Source organism: Paenibacillus marinisediminis, from assembly GCF_054343325.1.
The window spans coordinates 41,285-56,638 of sequence record NZ_JBTGUH010000013.1 but is presented as its reverse complement, the minus strand read 5'-3'; the positions used below and the strand labels follow the sequence as shown (position 1 = coordinate 56,638).

Genomic DNA, 15,354 nt, shown 5'->3' with positions numbered 1-15,354 from the left:
AAAGGTACAGCCAATCACTTCGAAAGCATAAAAAAGAGGCTTGCCCCAGTACTTCTGGGACAGCCCCTGCTTAAATCTTAACGTTATGTAGTCTGCGGCCACGGAGCATTATCTCTCCATATATAAGGCACAGATTTAATTGGTGAATACAAACCTACCTCGACTAAGATCTCGCGAAGATCAGTCAGCTCCTTGGCAGCTGCTGGATCAGCGGTCCGTTCCATAGCTTGCATCAGATCTCGTGCATAATCTACATAAATGTTACCTTTCTCATCCATCATAAACTGCAGCGGTTCACCGCTGTAAGGACTCTTCACTGTGACGTCGCGCGCTCCTATATCAGATAATGGAATCGTATAATATCCAGGATACAGCTCATCACCTCGCGGCGCTTGCCCCTTCTTCGACTTCGCCAGGTCCATAAGCCGCTGCAAATCATTGGCACGCTGTGCGGTTACAAGATCCATCACCCTTACAGTTGGATTCGTTTCTTCATTCAAGATGAGGTATTGATCTGTGCCGCCGTTCTCAAATGCATTCTGAGGTATGCTGCTCAACAGTCCAGCAGTTTCTAATTCCTTGAGATTCACCTTAAACTTTTCATACTCAGGCGTTTCCATATCTGCGTTAATAAGCGGTAGCAAGCCGTCAAGCTTCTGATATTCATCCACAGCATTCTGCACGAGCAATATTCCGTCCTTCACCGCTGCTTGATTATCCTTTCGAAGTTCCTTCGGATATAAACAGCCTTGAAGCAGCCCGCTTATCATTAGGATAATCGTTATTAATGCTAATCCATTGATTTTGCTTCGATTAAACCTAATATTCACCACAAACGGTCATCCTCCTGTTGCTCTAATTGTTTTCGCACGGCGGCTTTAAGCGGATCTTCTGGAATCGTAACGATCAAGTCACATGGTCCCGATGTATTGATCTTCGCCTGACAGGCTAATCGCAAGCCGTTGCTCTTCGTGATGCCTAATTTGCGTCTTTCCGCATCTGAAGGGGGCATTATTCCTTCACCCTGCACATCAACCTTGCACATCAAACAACCTGCTTTCCCTAAACAGCGGGTTCTTATCGGAATACGGGATTGCTGCGCCAGATCCAGCAGCGACCTTCCAGCCTTAGCTTCAACTACTTGTTCTCCAGGAAGAAATCGAACAAGTCTCATAGGTGATCCAGCTCCTTATCATACGCTAGCCTATTCATGAGATCCGGCAGCAGCGCTTGAAGCTGATTGATTATCGCATTTGTTGGAGCACATTGTTCTAGTACGGCCTTCATCGCGTCTACATGCTGCTCTACATGCCCACTCATAGCTCCGGCAATCGCTTCAACCCGATCCTCACGTTCGCGCAATATATTGAACACAAGCTCGTGAGATAGCGGCATTAACGGTATGCTTACGCCATCCAGCTCAGCAGATGAGCGATGCTGCCACAAAACAGTAGTAACCTTCGTCTCATAGCGGCACCAATCCGTAGCGATGATAAATTGTCCGACAAGCTCAACAGATGAGTCAGAGCACCCATAATGACTTAATAATGAGCGATAGATCTTGCTCTCGTTCCATTCCTGTTCATCTATCGCAGCATCTCGCCAGTAGTTATGCAATGTGGCAGCTTCTTGCGAATCAGCATAAATATCAATGTCCCTCGGCGGCTTCGCCATATGTACACCTTGCAAGAGCAGGCTGCAGCTGCCGCCAAGCAGAAACTTTTCATGTGTCTCGTTGTGTTCGCTCAGCCACTGTAGCGCGCGGACAATGGAGTTAGGCATCTCAGTACAATTCATCATGTAGGACTCCAATCCAGTCTTAAATAATTATCAAGGCATTACTAAGCAAACCTATTAGATATAAGGCTTGTTTGTTGCACGAATGTCGCCTTCTGTTTCAATCACCGCTTGGCATGCGAGACGATATCCTTGATCGAACTCACCTTCCTCTAAACGGTTCCATTCTGCATCCGTTACTTCACCCAAATACTGCGCGCCTTCCTCCACGATACAGCGGCATCTTGCGCATGTCCCCTTCGTGCATCTATGATTCCAATCCACATCTTGATCAATCGCAGCGCGAAGTAAAGTAACTCCTGTAGGAGTTTCAATCTCCACTTCTTTAGTCAATCCTCTTAATACTGTTTTTCCCATGCTGCCACTCCTCTATATGATTGATATTAAGCCATACAACATACCTGCAAGAAGCAAAATAAACGCTACAAAAGTTAATACGCTTCTAATCCAACCTTTCGTCTTATATCTAGCAAAAGCTACGATTAAAGCAGAAAGCGCCATGAGGCCAATTCCGATTAAGGATACCCACATCTTAGTTAAAGCGTCCATTGCCAAGTCTCCCATCCCCCAAAGTCTACCTTATTATACCATCCGACTTATGGAAACAAAAGACGACAATGTCCGCTTACAAGCGGGCTTTGCCGTCTTTATACTTTCAGTATGAATGAATCTGGGACTGTGCAATCTACTTCTTCAAGATAAATTTCATTAATGCTTCCATCGAATTGGCATTTACGCCGCTCTTTTTAACTGCAGCCACGATATCATTCACTGTTGATTCCGTTACCGGAACATTAGCCATCTGCGCAACTTGTTTGATGAGCTGACGAAGCTGTGTTTCATTCTCAAGTGTCGACGGCTTCACCGATTCGCCCAATTTTTTAATTTGCTTTTCGGTTATTGGCTTCTTAATTTTTTTATTGATAGCATTTAATGCGTCCTTGGGGATATTGTTGTTCGACATTTCGTCCCTCCTTGTGTCTATACTCCGTATAGTGTATGAGCATACGGGTATAGAGGTGAGACTACTAGGTCCATTCCGTCTGGATAACATCCTCATTCTCATGTTTGCGGACGCGACCCATCAACTGCTCAACAGCAATCCTTGGGTTAAGACCTTCGAATAATACACGATACAATACATCCGTTATTGGCATCTGGATATGATGTTTCTGTGCTAGGAAATGAGTTGCCTTTGTCGTTCTGATCCCTTCGACGACCATTCCCATGCTTGATAGCACATCATCTATCTGCTTGCCTTGTCCAATCATCGACCCTGCTCGCCAGTTGCGGCTGTGCTTGCTCGTTGAAGTAACAACTAAGTCTCCAACCCCAGCCAAGCCGGCAAAGGTTAGTACATTGGCGCCGAGATCAACACCAAGTCGCGCAATTTCGGTTAAACCTCTCGTGATGAGCGCCGCCTTGGCATTATCTCCGAAGCCTAAGCCATCTGACATTCCCGCTCCTAGAGCAATTATGTTCTTTAAAGCACCTGCAAGCTCCACTCCAAGTACATCTGTATTCACGTACACACGGAAATACGAGTCGTTCATGAAAAGGTCTTGTGCTCGTTCAGCTGTTGTAACTGAAGTGGATGCAATGACGACTGTCGTTGGACACTTGTGAACGACCTCTTCCGCGTGGCTTGGGCCGGATAAGACAGCAATTCGATCCATACCACACGACAGCTCCGATTCCAGCACTTCCGACATTCTAGCTAGTGTCTCCGTCTCAAAGCCTTTTGTCGCATGTACGACGAACATATCATCTGTCAGATAAGGTTTCATCTGTGAAGCTACCTGCCGCATCGCTGCCGAAGGTGCGACAACGACACAAGCTTGTGCGCCATCCATAACCTCTTGAACGGATGTGGTCGCTTGTATGTTAGGATGCAACCTGATATCCGGCAAGTATTTGGCATTTGTATGCCTTGTATTGATCTCCTCTGCTTGTTGTTCTGATCGAGTCCAAACCATCACTTGATGGCCGTTATCCGCCAGAACCTGACAAAGCGCGGTCCCCCAACTACCGGCTACAAATACAGCTACTTTACCGGACACGAGATACTCCCCCTTTATTCGATCCAAGCTTATTCTCCGTCCCTTGTATAAGCTTGATAATATTCGTACGATGTCGATAGAACGCAAATAAGCATAGAAGCAAGCTGCCGATAAAGATGCTCATATCCATTCTAAACAGCAGGATGAATATTGGTGTTAATCCAGTGAACAATAGCGAGCCTAGTGAAACATACCGCTTCCATACAATAGAAAGAATCGCAATGATTCCTGCAATAAGAGCTGGATAGAACGCTAGTAAAGCTAGTACACCAATTGTCGTCGCAATCCCCTTGCCTCCACGAAATCGAAAGAAAATCGGCCAATTATGTCCGATGATGGCAGCGATTCCGCAGGCGACCGCAACCCAAGATTCATCAGACACTAAATATCCAATCAGTACAGCCGTAATACCCTTAAGCACATCTAACGCCAGTACTCCAATAGCTGGACCTTTACCAAGAACACGCAGCGTATTCGTTGCCCCTGCGTTGCCGCTGCCATGATTACGGATATCGATGCCTTTTACCCACTTGGCAATCAGCACACTAAAGCTAATTGATCCAAGCAGGTAACAGCCGACGATTGCAATGAAGGATAACGTCATTGTCGCTCGCTCCTATCCCTCGTCAGATTTACGCCGTGTAAAGAGACGCAATGGGGTTCCTTCAAAGTCAAATGAAGCCCGAATTCGGTTCTCTAAGTAGCGCTCATATGAGAAATGCATTAGCGATGGGTCGTTAACGAATACGACCAACGTTGGCGGCTTCACAGCAACCTGGGTTACATAATTAATGCGCAAACGTCTGCCCTTATCTGTTGGAGGCGGGTTGTAGGCAACAGCATCTCCAATGACATCGTTCAACAGATGTGTCGGAATGCGCTTAGCGTGCTGTTGAGCCACGTGCGCAATTACCGGAAGCAACTTATGTAGACGCTGCTTCGTCTTAGCTGACAAGAATACGATCGGCGCATAGGTCATAAACAGGAAGTGGTCACGAATCGATGTTTCGAATTGATGCATCGTCTTGTCATCCTTCTCGACTACATCCCATTTATTGACGACAAACAGTGCCGCTTTTCCAGCTTCATGCGCGTAGCCAGCTACATGCTTATCTTGTTCAATAATGCCTTCCTCACCGTTAATTACAATTAGAACGACATCTGCGCGTTCAATCGCTTTCATCGCGCGCATGACACTGTACTTCTCAGTCGTCTCATACACTTTGCCGCGTTTGCGCATACCAGCTGTATCGATGAGAACGTACTTCTGGCCATCCTTCTCGAACGGTGTATCGATCGCATCGCGAGTCGTGCCCGCTATATCACTGACGATAACCCGATCTTCACCAAGAATCGCATTTACCAGAGAAGACTTTCCAACGTTCGGACGACCGATAAGTGCCACTTTAATCACATCGTCATCGTATTCATCATCTGTCAAGTCTGGCATTTGCTCCACTATGACATCAAGAAGGTCGCCAATTCCAGTACCATGGGAGCCGGACAGTGCGATTGGTTCACCGAATCCCAGGCTGTAGAATTCATACACATCGTCCATACGATTCAAATTATCGACTTTATTCACAGCGACGATGACCGGTTTGCCGGAACGGAATAGGATCTGAGCCACTTCTTCATCCGCCTGTGTAACACCAGTCTTAGCATCGCACATAAACACGATTACATCCGCTTCTTCGATCGCGAGTTCCGCTTGCATACGAATAGAGCGCAGGATAACATCCTCGCCGTCGATCTCAATGCCGCCCGTATCGATGATACTGAACGGCTTCCCGTTCCATTCACCTGTTCCGTATATTCTATCTCTAGTTACGCCAGGTTTGTCTTCCACGATTGCCAAACGGTCGCCGATGATACGGTTAAAAATCGTCGACTTTCCGACATTCGGCCGCCCGACGATGGCAACTACGGGTTTTGCCATGCAGTTCACTCCTTCATTATCTTAAACATATACACGTACAACATCATATCAAAAAATGACCCGCTTGGCTAACTATTATCGATTTTAGCGCGAGGCATTTGCAATACATACACGACAAATATGACAAAAACCCGTGCTGTAGCAAAAGCAACCCACCAAGCATCGAACGTGTTCAGCGAGCCGAGAGTGATGATCGAATCCTCAAGCGTTCGAGATTGTACGATTCCCTCGCCAATCGCTAAGCTAAGCGTTATGATGATCCATTGACGAAGCACATTCGCATACAGCATACCACATATTAAACCCAAACCAATGGCGATCAACCAAGATGGAATATTAGGCAGTCTGGTGTATCCAGCGACCTCCCAGAATTCCACAAAACACCAGATGGATCCAAGCAAAAATAAATGTCCCAACAGAAGCGCGCTGAGCGATATATCATGTTGGTGATAGATGCAGACCACTAAACCAATAGCAGCGGCAACAACCCACAATGCCCAAGCCATATCAAGCTGCACTTGTCCAATCGTAAACTGACGCCCCGCACACAGCGCCCACACGAGGAGCACGGTCAGTATTGTATAAGGTGAATAGCCTCGAAACAAGATGCCGCACCAGCCGCTTAAGATAAGAATACCGATGCAGATGACGATGATCGTAGACAGCATTCCCGGTATCATGATATCCCCCCTTATCTACATTAGTATGGGATTCGAGGGAATATAATAAACGGCGGACCCAGAAGGATCCGCCGCCGCGTTAATTATTTCAATTTGTTCAGGATATCGCCGAAACGCTCGCCAAGCGTAACGTTCATCGCCTGCTTTGTTAAGGAAACATTAGGATTGTTCAATTCTTCCTTCATCTTCTTCTCTGGCTTAGCCGTTGGAGCAGGTGCTTCTTCCGTTTCCTTAATGCTCAAGCTGATACGCTTCTCAGCAGGATTGAAGTCAAGCACTTTCACTTGAACTTCTTGTCCTTCTTTCAGAACTTCGAACGGAGTTGCGATATGGCGGTGGGAGATCTGGGAAATGTGAACCAGACCTTCAACGCCAGGCGCAACTTCAACGAATGCACCGAAATTCACCAAGCGCTTCACTGTACCTGTAAGCACATCGCCGATGTTGACAGAAGCAGAAGATTGCTCCCAAGGACCAGGCAGTGTCGCTTTCATGCTAAGGCTGATCTTACCGTTCGAAGGATCAACTTTCAACACTTTAACTTTCACTTGTTGACCTTCTTGTACAACATCAGAAGGCTTCTCAACATGGCTCCAAGCCAATTCGGAAACGTGCACCAAACCGTCGACTCCGCCTACATCGACGAATGCGCCGAATTGAGTCAAGCGCTGAACTGTACCGTCAATTTCTTGACCTTCCTTCAGGCTCTCCATTACGCGCTGCTTATTGCTCTCGAATTCCGCATCCAATACGTCCTTCTGGGACAGAATCAGCTTGTTGTTCTCACGATCTACTTCTTTAACTTTGACACGCAATGTGCGGCCTTTATAATCAGAGAAATCCTCAACAAAATGACGTTCTACCATCGAAGCAGGAATGAAAGCGCGAACGCCTACATCTGCAACTATTCCGCCTTTGACTACGTCAGCGACAGTAACTTCGAACACATCTTGGTCTTCAAAGTGCTTCTGCATGGCTTCCCAAGCGGATTCACTATCTACTTGGCGCTTGGAGAGTACTAGGCGCTCTTTATTATCGTCAACTGTTACAACTTTAGCTTCAACTTCTTGACCTAGTTCTACTAGATCAGATGCTTTGTCTGCAGATACGGAAGACAGTTCACGAATTGGAATAATACCGTCATATTTATATCCAATGCTTACTACAGCTTGGTTGTCTTCAATTTTGACAATCGTGCCTTTGACGGTATCTCCTTTTTTAAGAGACATGATATTCTCCATAGCCTCTTGATTTGCCGTTTCGGCAGATGCATTTACATTTGTTTCTTCGGACATGAAATAACCTCCTCAAATAAAACCCATTTATAGAAACCTGCAATACGCAGAATCCATAACAATAACTAGTTAAATAACGAATATAATACCTGTAGTATCCTACCAATTCGTACAATTATACACGTTTCATCTCTTCTTGCTTTATGATGGTATGAATGCGATCCATGATCCGATCAGTCGCCTGCTCCAGCATATCACTGTCTTTATTGGCCAGCAGATCTGACATGTCGATAGGAGGTCCGTATACCACGTATGTCTTGCGGAACAAGCGATACTTGCCGCATACAGCTACTGGAACAACTGCTGCGCCGCTCTTCAAAGCAATCATGGCCGCACCCTTCTTAGCGGCAGCGCCTCCCATATTGCGAGTTCCTTCTGGAAATATACCCATGATCTCGCCGCTCTGGAGCAGCTTAAATGCCGTCTTGATCGTTTCTTTGCCTACTCCGCCTCGCTTGACAGGAAAAGCACCTAATCCTCTGATCAATGTACCGAACACCGGTATCTTGAACAACTCCTGCTTCGCCATGAAGTTGACTTTGCGTTCAAGCAATATGCCAATGGATGGCGGATCCAATAAGCTGATATGATTCGAACACAGTACAACTCCCCCTGTGTCCGGAACAAGTTCAGTTCCCTTTGCTTCAAAGCGGAAGAAGAACCGGTATAGGATACGCAACACTGCGCGACAAAATCTATATAACATAATGGCTATTGCTCACCGTCCATCTGTAGTTTGGCTTCATCAACGATATGCTGAACAATCTGTTCCACCGATAGATGGGTAGAGTCAAGCAGTACCGCGTCTTGCGCCTGTCGTAAGGGAGAAATAGCGCGCGTTTCGTCCTGCTTGTCACGCTCTGCGATGTCACGCATGAGTTCCTCCAGAGTGATCGCTTCTGAACCGTTCCACTCTGCGAATCTTCTTCTAGCACGTTCCTCGACGGAAGCGGTTAGAAACCATTTCATCTCCGCGTCAGGAAGCACTTGCGTTCCAATATCTCGACCGTCCATCACGACACCTTTATTCGCAGCAAGCTTGCGCTGCATATCGACAAGATGTTCACGAACCTCGGCGATCTGGGCGAATAACGATGCATACTTGCTGACATCCGCTGTACGAATGGCGTCCGTTACATCTTCATCGTTCAACAGTACAAGTTGTCGTTCTTGGCCGGGTCTAAGCGCTATATGAACATTCTTCATCTCTCGGACCGCACGATCTGTCTGTTCTGGTAAAATATTTGCGCGCAGCATATGTAAGGCGACTGCACGGTACATGGCGCCTGTATCGATATATATATATCCTAATACACGAGCAACATGACGGGCAACTGTACTTTTACCTGCACCTGCAGGTCCGTCGATGGCAATATTTATTCGATTATGGTTATGCTGAAATGATTGATTCAACAGGTCTTACTCCTTCCATCAAGATGAGCGCAACATTTCAGGCCTATTCAATAAAAAAGCAGGCTGTGCCTGCAGACGTGTAAATTATACCACACCTCAATAGGTGTTGCAAAACAGCTGCATCCTCATCCTGCGATTATCTTTAGTTTTAATAGGCTTTATTCACTAGCTAAGGAGTTATTATTGGAACACCTTCCAAGCGTTCGACTAGAATGATCCACTGCCGAAGAGCGGGTATTTGCAACAAGCATTGGATCAGTATACACAGAATCACAGCTGCAATACATATTCGCTTTAAAGCAGTGCATATCCTGTCCCATTTCGCTATCATACGCTGTTCTTGCAATGACCGTTTCAACCGACCACCGTCTTCCATTAATTGGTGATGCTAGTATGCGGTATTTATCAGAGATTTATGTACGACTTTAAACGCGTTTTCGAGCTTCCAATTGCCGTTCGAAGCAGTATCGAATCACCTTCTGCTGATCGCCTTCACTAATCTCAGAGAACTTCAGCATGACAACAGAATGCTTGTCCGTTTTCGCCTGAATGCGAACAATCTCAGCATTGAATTGAACATATTCAAGCTCATCGTTGCGAAATGGAAGTACGATCCAACAGGATAAATGCTGCTGCTCTTGCAGCCCCCATGCGGTCTCGGCAATAAAGGAAGCACCGCCGCCGCTAATGTCTTCGGTATGGACAACAAACCGGATATCCTCTGGCGTACGAATCGCAAGCTCTAATGAAGAGTCCACACGCAGGAACGATCTCCGCTGCATCTTTGTAATATGTTCTGGATCCGGCTTCGACAAGGCAAGCATGCGTATGCCATCTTGACGACTGCCGACTACGCTCGTCAGAAAGTGGCACTTCATGCCGTCCGGTTGAATATATGTAATCTCAAGAATTTCACCTGTATGGAATAATCCAAATTTTCTCGTTTGCTCTTGAAGCGGCACCTCTATCCATATACGAGTCTCGTCCAACTCCGAGACGCGAGCCTTGTACTCAGGCTTATCCGCGGCAGATGCTGGCAATATATACAGTACGTCATTAATATTCGGCAACATACGAATCTCCCCCTCCTCTCGATTATATCACCATATTCGTACATATCACTACAAAAAAGACCGTTATTCCACTAAGGAACAACGGTCTTCTAGAAGCTATGTTTTGGAAACCGATTCAACTATTTCTTCATTGCCGGTTTCAGCGTTTATATAGATACGGTAGTTCTGATCGTCGGTTGTACCACCAATCTCATAACATAAAACAGGTTGGGAAACCTCATTCTTAATGACAACCAAGCGATCATAGGATACCTTCATATTCGGGTTGACTCGTGCAAGAGCCTGTTCTTTCGTGAGCTTGGGCTTTATGGAGACCGATTTCATATCCGATGCGCCATAGATGTAGTCTGCTGCTTGTACTCCAACGATATCGCCAGTATCCAAAGCTACTCGGACCAGAACCTTCATCGGATACAGCAATACATCTTCTTTTACAGGTACGTAAGTAAAGGTTTCTAAGCCGTCATAGGATTGAGAACGAACTTTGTTCATATTCTCGAATCCGTGCCGCTTGATAAAGCTGGCTGCATTATCAGCGGCTTCATCGATGCTAACCTGCTTCTTACCGATGCTGCGGGTATCCATGAACGACAGAACCACGCCCTGCTTCGTGAAGTCAATCGAGATTTCACCATCACCATTTTTATGTTCAGCTCGAGCCGTATACGTCATGTGATCAGGTGAATTTCCATTTTTACGAATCGTAATCTCTTTCATCTCATGCGGCTTCATCAGCTTGGCTGCTTTTTTCTTGATCTCATCCTCAGAAACCTCGGGGCCTTCAAGCATCGTTAAGGTTCGTTTCGAAAATAAGCTCGCCACAGAAGTTCCCCAGTCAATCTCAGGATATTCACTGACCTTGCCATCTAAAGATTTAAAGCCGTCTGTAATAGCAGTGTTTCCTGAAGTCGATTTGTTCGACATCGCGGATTGCACATCCATCCAACGCAGTCCGTTCGCCAACACCTTATTTTGAACATCTTGAAGATCGGCAGATATCTGCTTAGAATTCGCATACAACGTCTTCAGGGTATTCATTTCTTCATTAGTCAACGGCTGCTTCGTCATATCCCGGACGGATGCTTGATAAGCATAGCTGGAGATTCTAGACAGAAATTCCTCAGTCTGTTCGAACGGAAGCGTGGATAGAGGCAGTTGACTAATATCACTCTGGGCTTCACTCGTTGTTTTCCATACATTAGCTAGGCCTTTTCGGTGCATTCCCTGTGATGTGGAGTGTACCGCTAGCGTCTGGCCCAACTGATCCTGAAGCTTGTCCATGTGGAAAGTCAAATCATGAAAAGCTCGTTGGTATTGATTCTCTGCTTGCACCATCAGCGCATTCTTTTGTTGAAACTCTTGATAGCCCCACAATGCGGTTCCGATAAATAAAAGCGTGACGATCGGAAACATCACAGCACTCAGTCGTTTATACATCGTACAAACGTCTCCTTTCACAGCAAAATTAGGATTATGCCTATTGTGCTGGAAATAGGAAGTCTTTATGCATCACTGATGAACCTTCGTCACGCTTTTATTGGGGAAGCTCCTCGATTAAGAAATCTTCCCGATTATCGCAAACACATTGTTTAAATCCGGTCTCAATTCGCCCTTTCTCTCTCTTACCCCGAAGTACGAACTTCTCACCGCAATTTCTGCACCGAATCGTTACCTTAACTCGCACGCTCTCGCCACCTTTATCATCACTAGCTGGAACAACGTATATACGTGCAAGTATGACCAGATTGGTTAAGGATTAATCTCTTCCGATGCTATTTGCTTGGATGCGCTTGATGCTTGAGCACGATTACGATCATTTCTCCATCCATTATCGTGCTCCTCGTCATGTTTCAACATGCGAAACGGTGATCTCAGATTGGCTCTGCGTACCATCGCCATCCCAAAGTACCATAGAGACACCATCAAAGGAACAGCAGCCCATATCCAATAACGTGTAAAAGATGTCATGATCATATCGTAAACACCATGCCAGAAGATTGGAACTATCAATGAAATAGCCAAATACTTCTTCGAGGTGTTATCGTTCGTAAACTTTGCCTTGCCCATATAATATCCCATCAAGATACCGAACAGCGCGTGTCCAGACACAGGCAATAAAGCTCGGGATAACAGAAATCCGAACGAGCTGTTGTTAGATAATGCATACATTACGTTCTCTATTGTAGCGAAGCCTAGCGAGACCGCAACAGCATATAGAATACCGTCATAATGTTCATCGAACTCAACGTGGTTATATATCATATGATAAAGCACGAACCATTTCACAGCTTCTTCCACGCCGGATGATATCACAAATGAGTACATCAATCGATTACTGCCCCACCACATCGTCAAGCCATGCTGGATAATCATAATGGGAAATACGATCAAGAAGCCAACAAGAAATACGCGGAGAACCATGGATATCGGTTCAGCAGCATATTTATCCTTCAAGTAAAAATAGATGAGCAGCGCGATACCAGGAGCCACTGCTGCGGTCAGCAAGGCAATAATCGGTGTTGTTGCAGAAGTAACCTGAACAGCTAAATTCATCTTGTATTTGCTCCTCCTATGCTATCCAGATTCTTGACTCACACACCAATAGCTTGCTCGTCCCACATTACTGAACTGCCTAATTGATATGACACGAAAAAGGAGCCCTAGTCCTTCAACCAGGAACTCCCCATCGACGGTTTATTATTCACTGCGCGGCTTAAAGTGTTCACAGGTGACGGCAATTGCATCTTCACGCATAATGCATGTACCGTATTCCTCTAGAACTGCAGTAGTCACCGACGTGGCTTCACCATACTCAGCCAATATCGCAATTAACGCCTGAAGTCGGTTAGATTCCAAGGAAACCGGCTCGACGTAATAAATCCATTGACTATTATATTGATATAACGCGCCTGATACGGAAAAATGTCGATTTACCGCATGAGCAGCTTCAATAAAGTGCTCAAAATCGCGGAATGAAAATGCGACAGTATCGCTTTCCTCCAACGTCACTTCCATCTCGTAAACGTCATCCATGTCTTCGTCGTCCGTTTGAGGAGCGCCCTTCTCCCAACGAGAGCGAGTAACGATAACAACCATGCCTTGCGCAGGCATAGCAAACACTTCCACAGCTAATGGCCCAGTCGCGTCAAATCCGAGTTCAGTATACGCCTGATCCATCATTTCTACGAATAAATCCTGCAGTTTCGTCATTTCTCGCCACAAGTCATCGCGTTGGATCCCGCGCTCAGATAAATCGTCGAACGTAAGGAAAATGCGAATCTTATCTTGACTTAAGCGTTCGATCTTCATGACAGGACCCTCCTTTGCAACTTCGGTTATAACAGATTATGAAGCAACATATAATATGTGCTGAAAATGGTTCTATGTAATCAATGTTATCATTAATTGCTCCAATTTGCACCTACTAAAAATGAGAAGGTTTCAAAGAGTCTGCATTGGCAAAGGAGCAATATAAAAGAGGCAGCCACCAATGGCGGCTCCCCTTATGGGTATTCCATATTCTCTTGGGCTGATTACAACATAGTGCCACTTTTGCGTCTATGACGCTTCTGGCTTCTTATGCGGTCATGCTTGCCCTTTCAATGGGTAGTACTGGACGCAGAAGTTGGCTTGGAGCTTGTTGAAGTAGTCGATTTCGCTGCACCCGCCGTCTGATTAGCCGATTGGCTAGCTGCATTCGAAGAACTTCCAGCTTCCTGCAAGATCGCATCGACTTGACGCTTTAATTGCGGATCGCGAGCAATCAATTCTTTAATGCGTTCTAGGCTGACGTTGTCTTGCTGCGAGCTCTGCTGCTGTGTTTTTTGCTGCTGCGCGCCACCAGCCTGAGCCTGCTGCATGCTACCTGCTTGAGCCTGCTGCTGGTTGCCTCCAGCCTGAGCTTGCTGCTGATTGCCGCCGGCTTGAGCTTGCTGTTGTGCGCCACCTTGAGCTTGCTGCTGTGACTGACCGCCCAAAGCAGACACTTGGGACAAAGCTGTCATTGCTGTATCCATCACCTTGCCGCCTGCCATGCCAACTACATCAGTAACTACATCCCCAGCTAATTGAATCCTCGATTGAAGATTGGTCAGTGTGCGGCGATCTGCCAAACACATGCCTGCAAGCGCGCCTACTGCCATACCTGCTATAAACGTTGTAACTCTCACTGCTGTTCCCTCCTTCAGTAATGGGATCAACAGTATTGTGAGCCGTATAGCGCAATCACATTCGATTCAATTTTAGGAAAACGACTGCCACGAGCGAAGGGTGATAAAACTCGCTTCTGGAGGTGCGCCTAAGCGAAGTGGTAAGTGCGTCGTTCCGAACCCCTTGCTGATAAATAGTTGAACCTTCCGTCCATTTTGTTCAGAATTTACGTTTAACGTGTGCCAACCATGCAAGTATTTTCGATAAAAGGGACTTGTTCGCACAGGTCCGTACATAGGCAAATTAATTTGTCCGCCATGGGTATGGCCAGCAACGACTAGATCAATCAGCGGATGCAATGGCCGCTTTAACAGCGCAGGATCATGAGTTAACAAGATGCAGAGGTGCGGATCGCTTTCCGGCCCATCCATCGCAAAACGCATATTAGCACGACCCGATCGAAGATCGTCAATGCCTACGAGCCATATACTTTCGCCTTCTTGCTCAAGAAGAACAGCATCATTATCCAACACTTTGACGCCCATATCAGCGATAGCCGTATCCAATGTACGGACATTGGCCTTGTAATCATGGTTGCCGTGTACCAGATATGTTGGACCTAATTGACGTATTAATCGTATGTTGGCAATCGCTTGTTCGAGGTCCCCTTTTTGCTCGGTGACATCTCCCCCGATAAGATATAGATGGGCAGGGCTATGCTTCGATATCTCTTTCATATGGGATTCAGTCAACGAACGGCGATGAAAGTCGCTGATAAAAAATAATCGCATCCCGTCAAATGCTTGCGGGAGCCGTTCTAGAACAACTTCTTCCTCTGTGACTGTAAAACTGTTTGCTTCTCGGTACATCAGGTAAATGAGAGCAAAGATGAAAGCTATGATCAACAATAAGCCTGCAGCCGCGATAATGATGACATCCGCCATCTAC

General features: G+C 46.1%; 19 protein-coding genes. All 19 read right to left on the bottom strand.

All coding sequences use genetic code 11. The features are described from left to right. Positions 1 to 83 precede the first annotated feature (83 nt). Positions 84 to 833 carry a hypothetical protein gene (locus tag ACXX53_RS20390; protein ID WP_458570532.1) on the bottom strand — a complete coding sequence of 250 codons (750 nt, stop codon included), beginning with the start codon at positions 831 to 833 and terminating at the stop codon, positions 84 to 86. After that, on the bottom strand, positions 827 to 1,174 hold the full coding sequence (locus tag ACXX53_RS20385) for a 2Fe-2S iron-sulfur cluster-binding protein (RefSeq protein ID WP_458570531.1): 348 nt from the start codon (positions 1,172 to 1,174) through the stop codon (positions 827 to 829). Before ACXX53_RS20385 ends, ACXX53_RS20390 begins: the two co-directional genes overlap by 7 nt. After that, positions 1,171 to 1,797, bottom strand: a complete 627-nt coding sequence (locus tag ACXX53_RS20380; protein WP_458570530.1) for a hypothetical protein — start codon at positions 1,795 to 1,797, stop codon at positions 1,171 to 1,173. Before ACXX53_RS20380 ends, ACXX53_RS20385 begins: the two co-directional genes overlap by 4 nt. A gap of 57 nt (positions 1,798 to 1,854) precedes the next feature. Then, positions 1,855 to 2,154: a 2Fe-2S iron-sulfur cluster-binding protein gene (locus ACXX53_RS20375; RefSeq protein ID WP_458570529.1), complete on the bottom strand. Its 300-nt coding sequence runs from the start codon at positions 2,152 to 2,154 to the stop codon at positions 1,855 to 1,857. Between the two features lie 12 nt (positions 2,155 to 2,166). After that, on the bottom strand, positions 2,167 to 2,346 hold the full coding sequence (locus tag ACXX53_RS20370) for a DUF2768 family protein (protein ID WP_458570528.1): 180 nt from the start codon (positions 2,344 to 2,346) through the stop codon (positions 2,167 to 2,169). Between the two features lie 136 nt (positions 2,347 to 2,482). After that, positions 2,483 to 2,761 carry a stage VI sporulation protein F gene (locus ACXX53_RS20365; protein WP_458570527.1) on the bottom strand — a complete coding sequence of 93 codons (279 nt, stop codon included), beginning with the start codon at positions 2,759 to 2,761 and terminating at the stop codon, positions 2,483 to 2,485. 64 nt (positions 2,762 to 2,825) lie between these two features. Further along, positions 2,826 to 3,857: an NAD(P)H-dependent glycerol-3-phosphate dehydrogenase gene (locus ACXX53_RS20360; RefSeq protein ID WP_458570555.1), complete on the bottom strand. Its 1,032-nt coding sequence runs from the start codon at positions 3,855 to 3,857 to the stop codon at positions 2,826 to 2,828. After that, positions 3,847 to 4,461, bottom strand: coding sequence for a glycerol-3-phosphate 1-O-acyltransferase PlsY (gene plsY, locus ACXX53_RS20355; protein WP_458570526.1), 615 nt, complete (start codon positions 4,459 to 4,461; stop codon positions 3,847 to 3,849). The genes ACXX53_RS20360 and plsY overlap by 11 nt, the downstream gene beginning before the upstream one ends. 12 nt (positions 4,462 to 4,473) lie before the next feature. After that, positions 4,474 to 5,796 (bottom strand): ribosome biogenesis GTPase Der, encoded by a 1,323-nt coding sequence (gene der, locus ACXX53_RS20350; RefSeq protein WP_458570525.1) that lies wholly within the window; start codon positions 5,794 to 5,796, stop codon positions 4,474 to 4,476. A 68-nt stretch (positions 5,797 to 5,864) separates the two neighbouring features. Further along, entirely contained in the window at positions 5,865 to 6,476 is a 612-nt protein-coding gene (locus ACXX53_RS20345; RefSeq protein ID WP_458570524.1) for a hypothetical protein, read from the bottom strand. 83 nt (positions 6,477 to 6,559) lie between these two features. Continuing rightward, the gene (gene rpsA, locus ACXX53_RS20340; RefSeq protein WP_458570523.1) at positions 6,560 to 7,771 is read right to left on the bottom strand and encodes a 30S ribosomal protein S1; all 1,212 of its coding nucleotides are present in this window, start codon (positions 7,769 to 7,771) and stop codon (positions 6,560 to 6,562) included. A gap of 115 nt (positions 7,772 to 7,886) precedes the next feature. Beyond that, positions 7,887 to 8,477 (bottom strand): lysophospholipid acyltransferase family protein, encoded by a 591-nt coding sequence (locus ACXX53_RS20335; RefSeq protein ID WP_458570522.1) that lies wholly within the window; start codon positions 8,475 to 8,477, stop codon positions 7,887 to 7,889. Positions 8,478 to 8,482: 5 nt separating this feature from the next. Continuing rightward, positions 8,483 to 9,184 carry a (d)CMP kinase gene (gene cmk, locus ACXX53_RS20330; protein WP_458570521.1) on the bottom strand — a complete coding sequence of 234 codons (702 nt, stop codon included), beginning with the start codon at positions 9,182 to 9,184 and terminating at the stop codon, positions 8,483 to 8,485. Positions 9,185 to 9,609: 425 nt separating this feature from the next. Further along, positions 9,610 to 10,257, bottom strand: a complete 648-nt coding sequence (locus ACXX53_RS20325; protein ID WP_458570520.1) for a flagellar brake protein — start codon at positions 10,255 to 10,257, stop codon at positions 9,610 to 9,612. A 96-nt stretch (positions 10,258 to 10,353) separates the two neighbouring features. Continuing rightward, entirely contained in the window at positions 10,354 to 11,694 is a 1,341-nt protein-coding gene (ypeB, locus tag ACXX53_RS20320) for a germination protein YpeB (protein ID WP_458570519.1), read from the bottom strand. A gap of 312 nt (positions 11,695 to 12,006) precedes the next feature. Next, entirely contained in the window at positions 12,007 to 12,810 is an 804-nt protein-coding gene (prsW, locus tag ACXX53_RS20315) for a glutamic-type intramembrane protease PrsW (protein WP_458570518.1), read from the bottom strand. A 144-nt stretch (positions 12,811 to 12,954) separates the two neighbouring features. Then, a complete protein-coding gene (locus ACXX53_RS20310) occupies positions 12,955 to 13,566 on the bottom strand; it encodes a genetic competence negative regulator (RefSeq protein WP_458570517.1) in 612 nt (203 codons plus the stop codon). Between the two features lie 290 nt (positions 13,567 to 13,856). Beyond that, positions 13,857 to 14,426: a hypothetical protein gene (locus tag ACXX53_RS20305; RefSeq protein WP_458570516.1), complete on the bottom strand. Its 570-nt coding sequence runs from the start codon at positions 14,424 to 14,426 to the stop codon at positions 13,857 to 13,859. Between the two features lie 72 nt (positions 14,427 to 14,498). Continuing rightward, positions 14,499 to 15,350: a metallophosphoesterase gene (locus tag ACXX53_RS20300; protein ID WP_458570515.1), complete on the bottom strand. Its 852-nt coding sequence runs from the start codon at positions 15,348 to 15,350 to the stop codon at positions 14,499 to 14,501. Positions 15,351 to 15,354: the final 4 nt, after the last annotated feature.

Bases quoted from the DNA above. Each gene is read 5' to 3' on its own strand.
- ACXX53_RS20345 (WP_458570524.1), bottom strand. From the start codon at position 6,476: ATGATACCGGGAATGCTGTCTACGATCATCGTCATCTGCATCGGTATT.
- prsW (WP_458570518.1), bottom strand. From the start codon at position 12,810: ATGAATTTAGCTGTTCAGGTTACTTCTGCAACAACACCGATTATTGCC.
- plsY (WP_458570526.1), bottom strand. From the start codon at position 4,461: ATGACGTTATCCTTCATTGCAATCGTCGGCTGTTACCTGCTTGGATCA.
- ACXX53_RS20370 (WP_458570528.1), bottom strand. From the start codon at position 2,346: ATGGACGCTTTAACTAAGATGTGGGTATCCTTAATCGGAATTGGCCTC.
- rpsA (WP_458570523.1), bottom strand. From the start codon at position 7,771: ATGTCCGAAGAAACAAATGTAAATGCATCTGCCGAAACGGCAAATCAA.
- ACXX53_RS20300 (WP_458570515.1), bottom strand. From the start codon at position 15,350: ATGGCGGATGTCATCATTATCGCGGCTGCAGGCTTATTGTTGATCATA.
- ACXX53_RS20380 (WP_458570530.1), bottom strand. From the start codon at position 1,797: ATGAATTGTACTGAGATGCCTAACTCCATTGTCCGCGCGCTACAGTGG.
- ACXX53_RS20335 (WP_458570522.1), bottom strand. From the start codon at position 8,477: ATGTTATATAGATTTTGTCGCGCAGTGTTGCGTATCCTATACCGGTTC.
- ACXX53_RS20310 (WP_458570517.1), bottom strand. From the start codon at position 13,566: ATGAAGATCGAACGCTTAAGTCAAGATAAGATTCGCATTTTCCTTACG.
- ypeB (WP_458570519.1), bottom strand. From the start codon at position 11,694: ATGTATAAACGACTGAGTGCTGTGATGTTTCCGATCGTCACGCTTTTA.
- ACXX53_RS20385 (WP_458570531.1), bottom strand. From the start codon at position 1,174: ATGAGACTTGTTCGATTTCTTCCTGGAGAACAAGTAGTTGAAGCTAAG.
- ACXX53_RS20325 (WP_458570520.1), bottom strand. From the start codon at position 10,257: ATGTTGCCGAATATTAATGACGTACTGTATATATTGCCAGCATCTGCC.
- der (WP_458570525.1), bottom strand. From the start codon at position 5,796: ATGGCAAAACCCGTAGTTGCCATCGTCGGGCGGCCGAATGTCGGAAAG.
- ACXX53_RS20365 (WP_458570527.1), bottom strand. From the start codon at position 2,761: ATGTCGAACAACAATATCCCCAAGGACGCATTAAATGCTATCAATAAA.
- ACXX53_RS20375 (WP_458570529.1), bottom strand. From the start codon at position 2,154: ATGGGAAAAACAGTATTAAGAGGATTGACTAAAGAAGTGGAGATTGAA.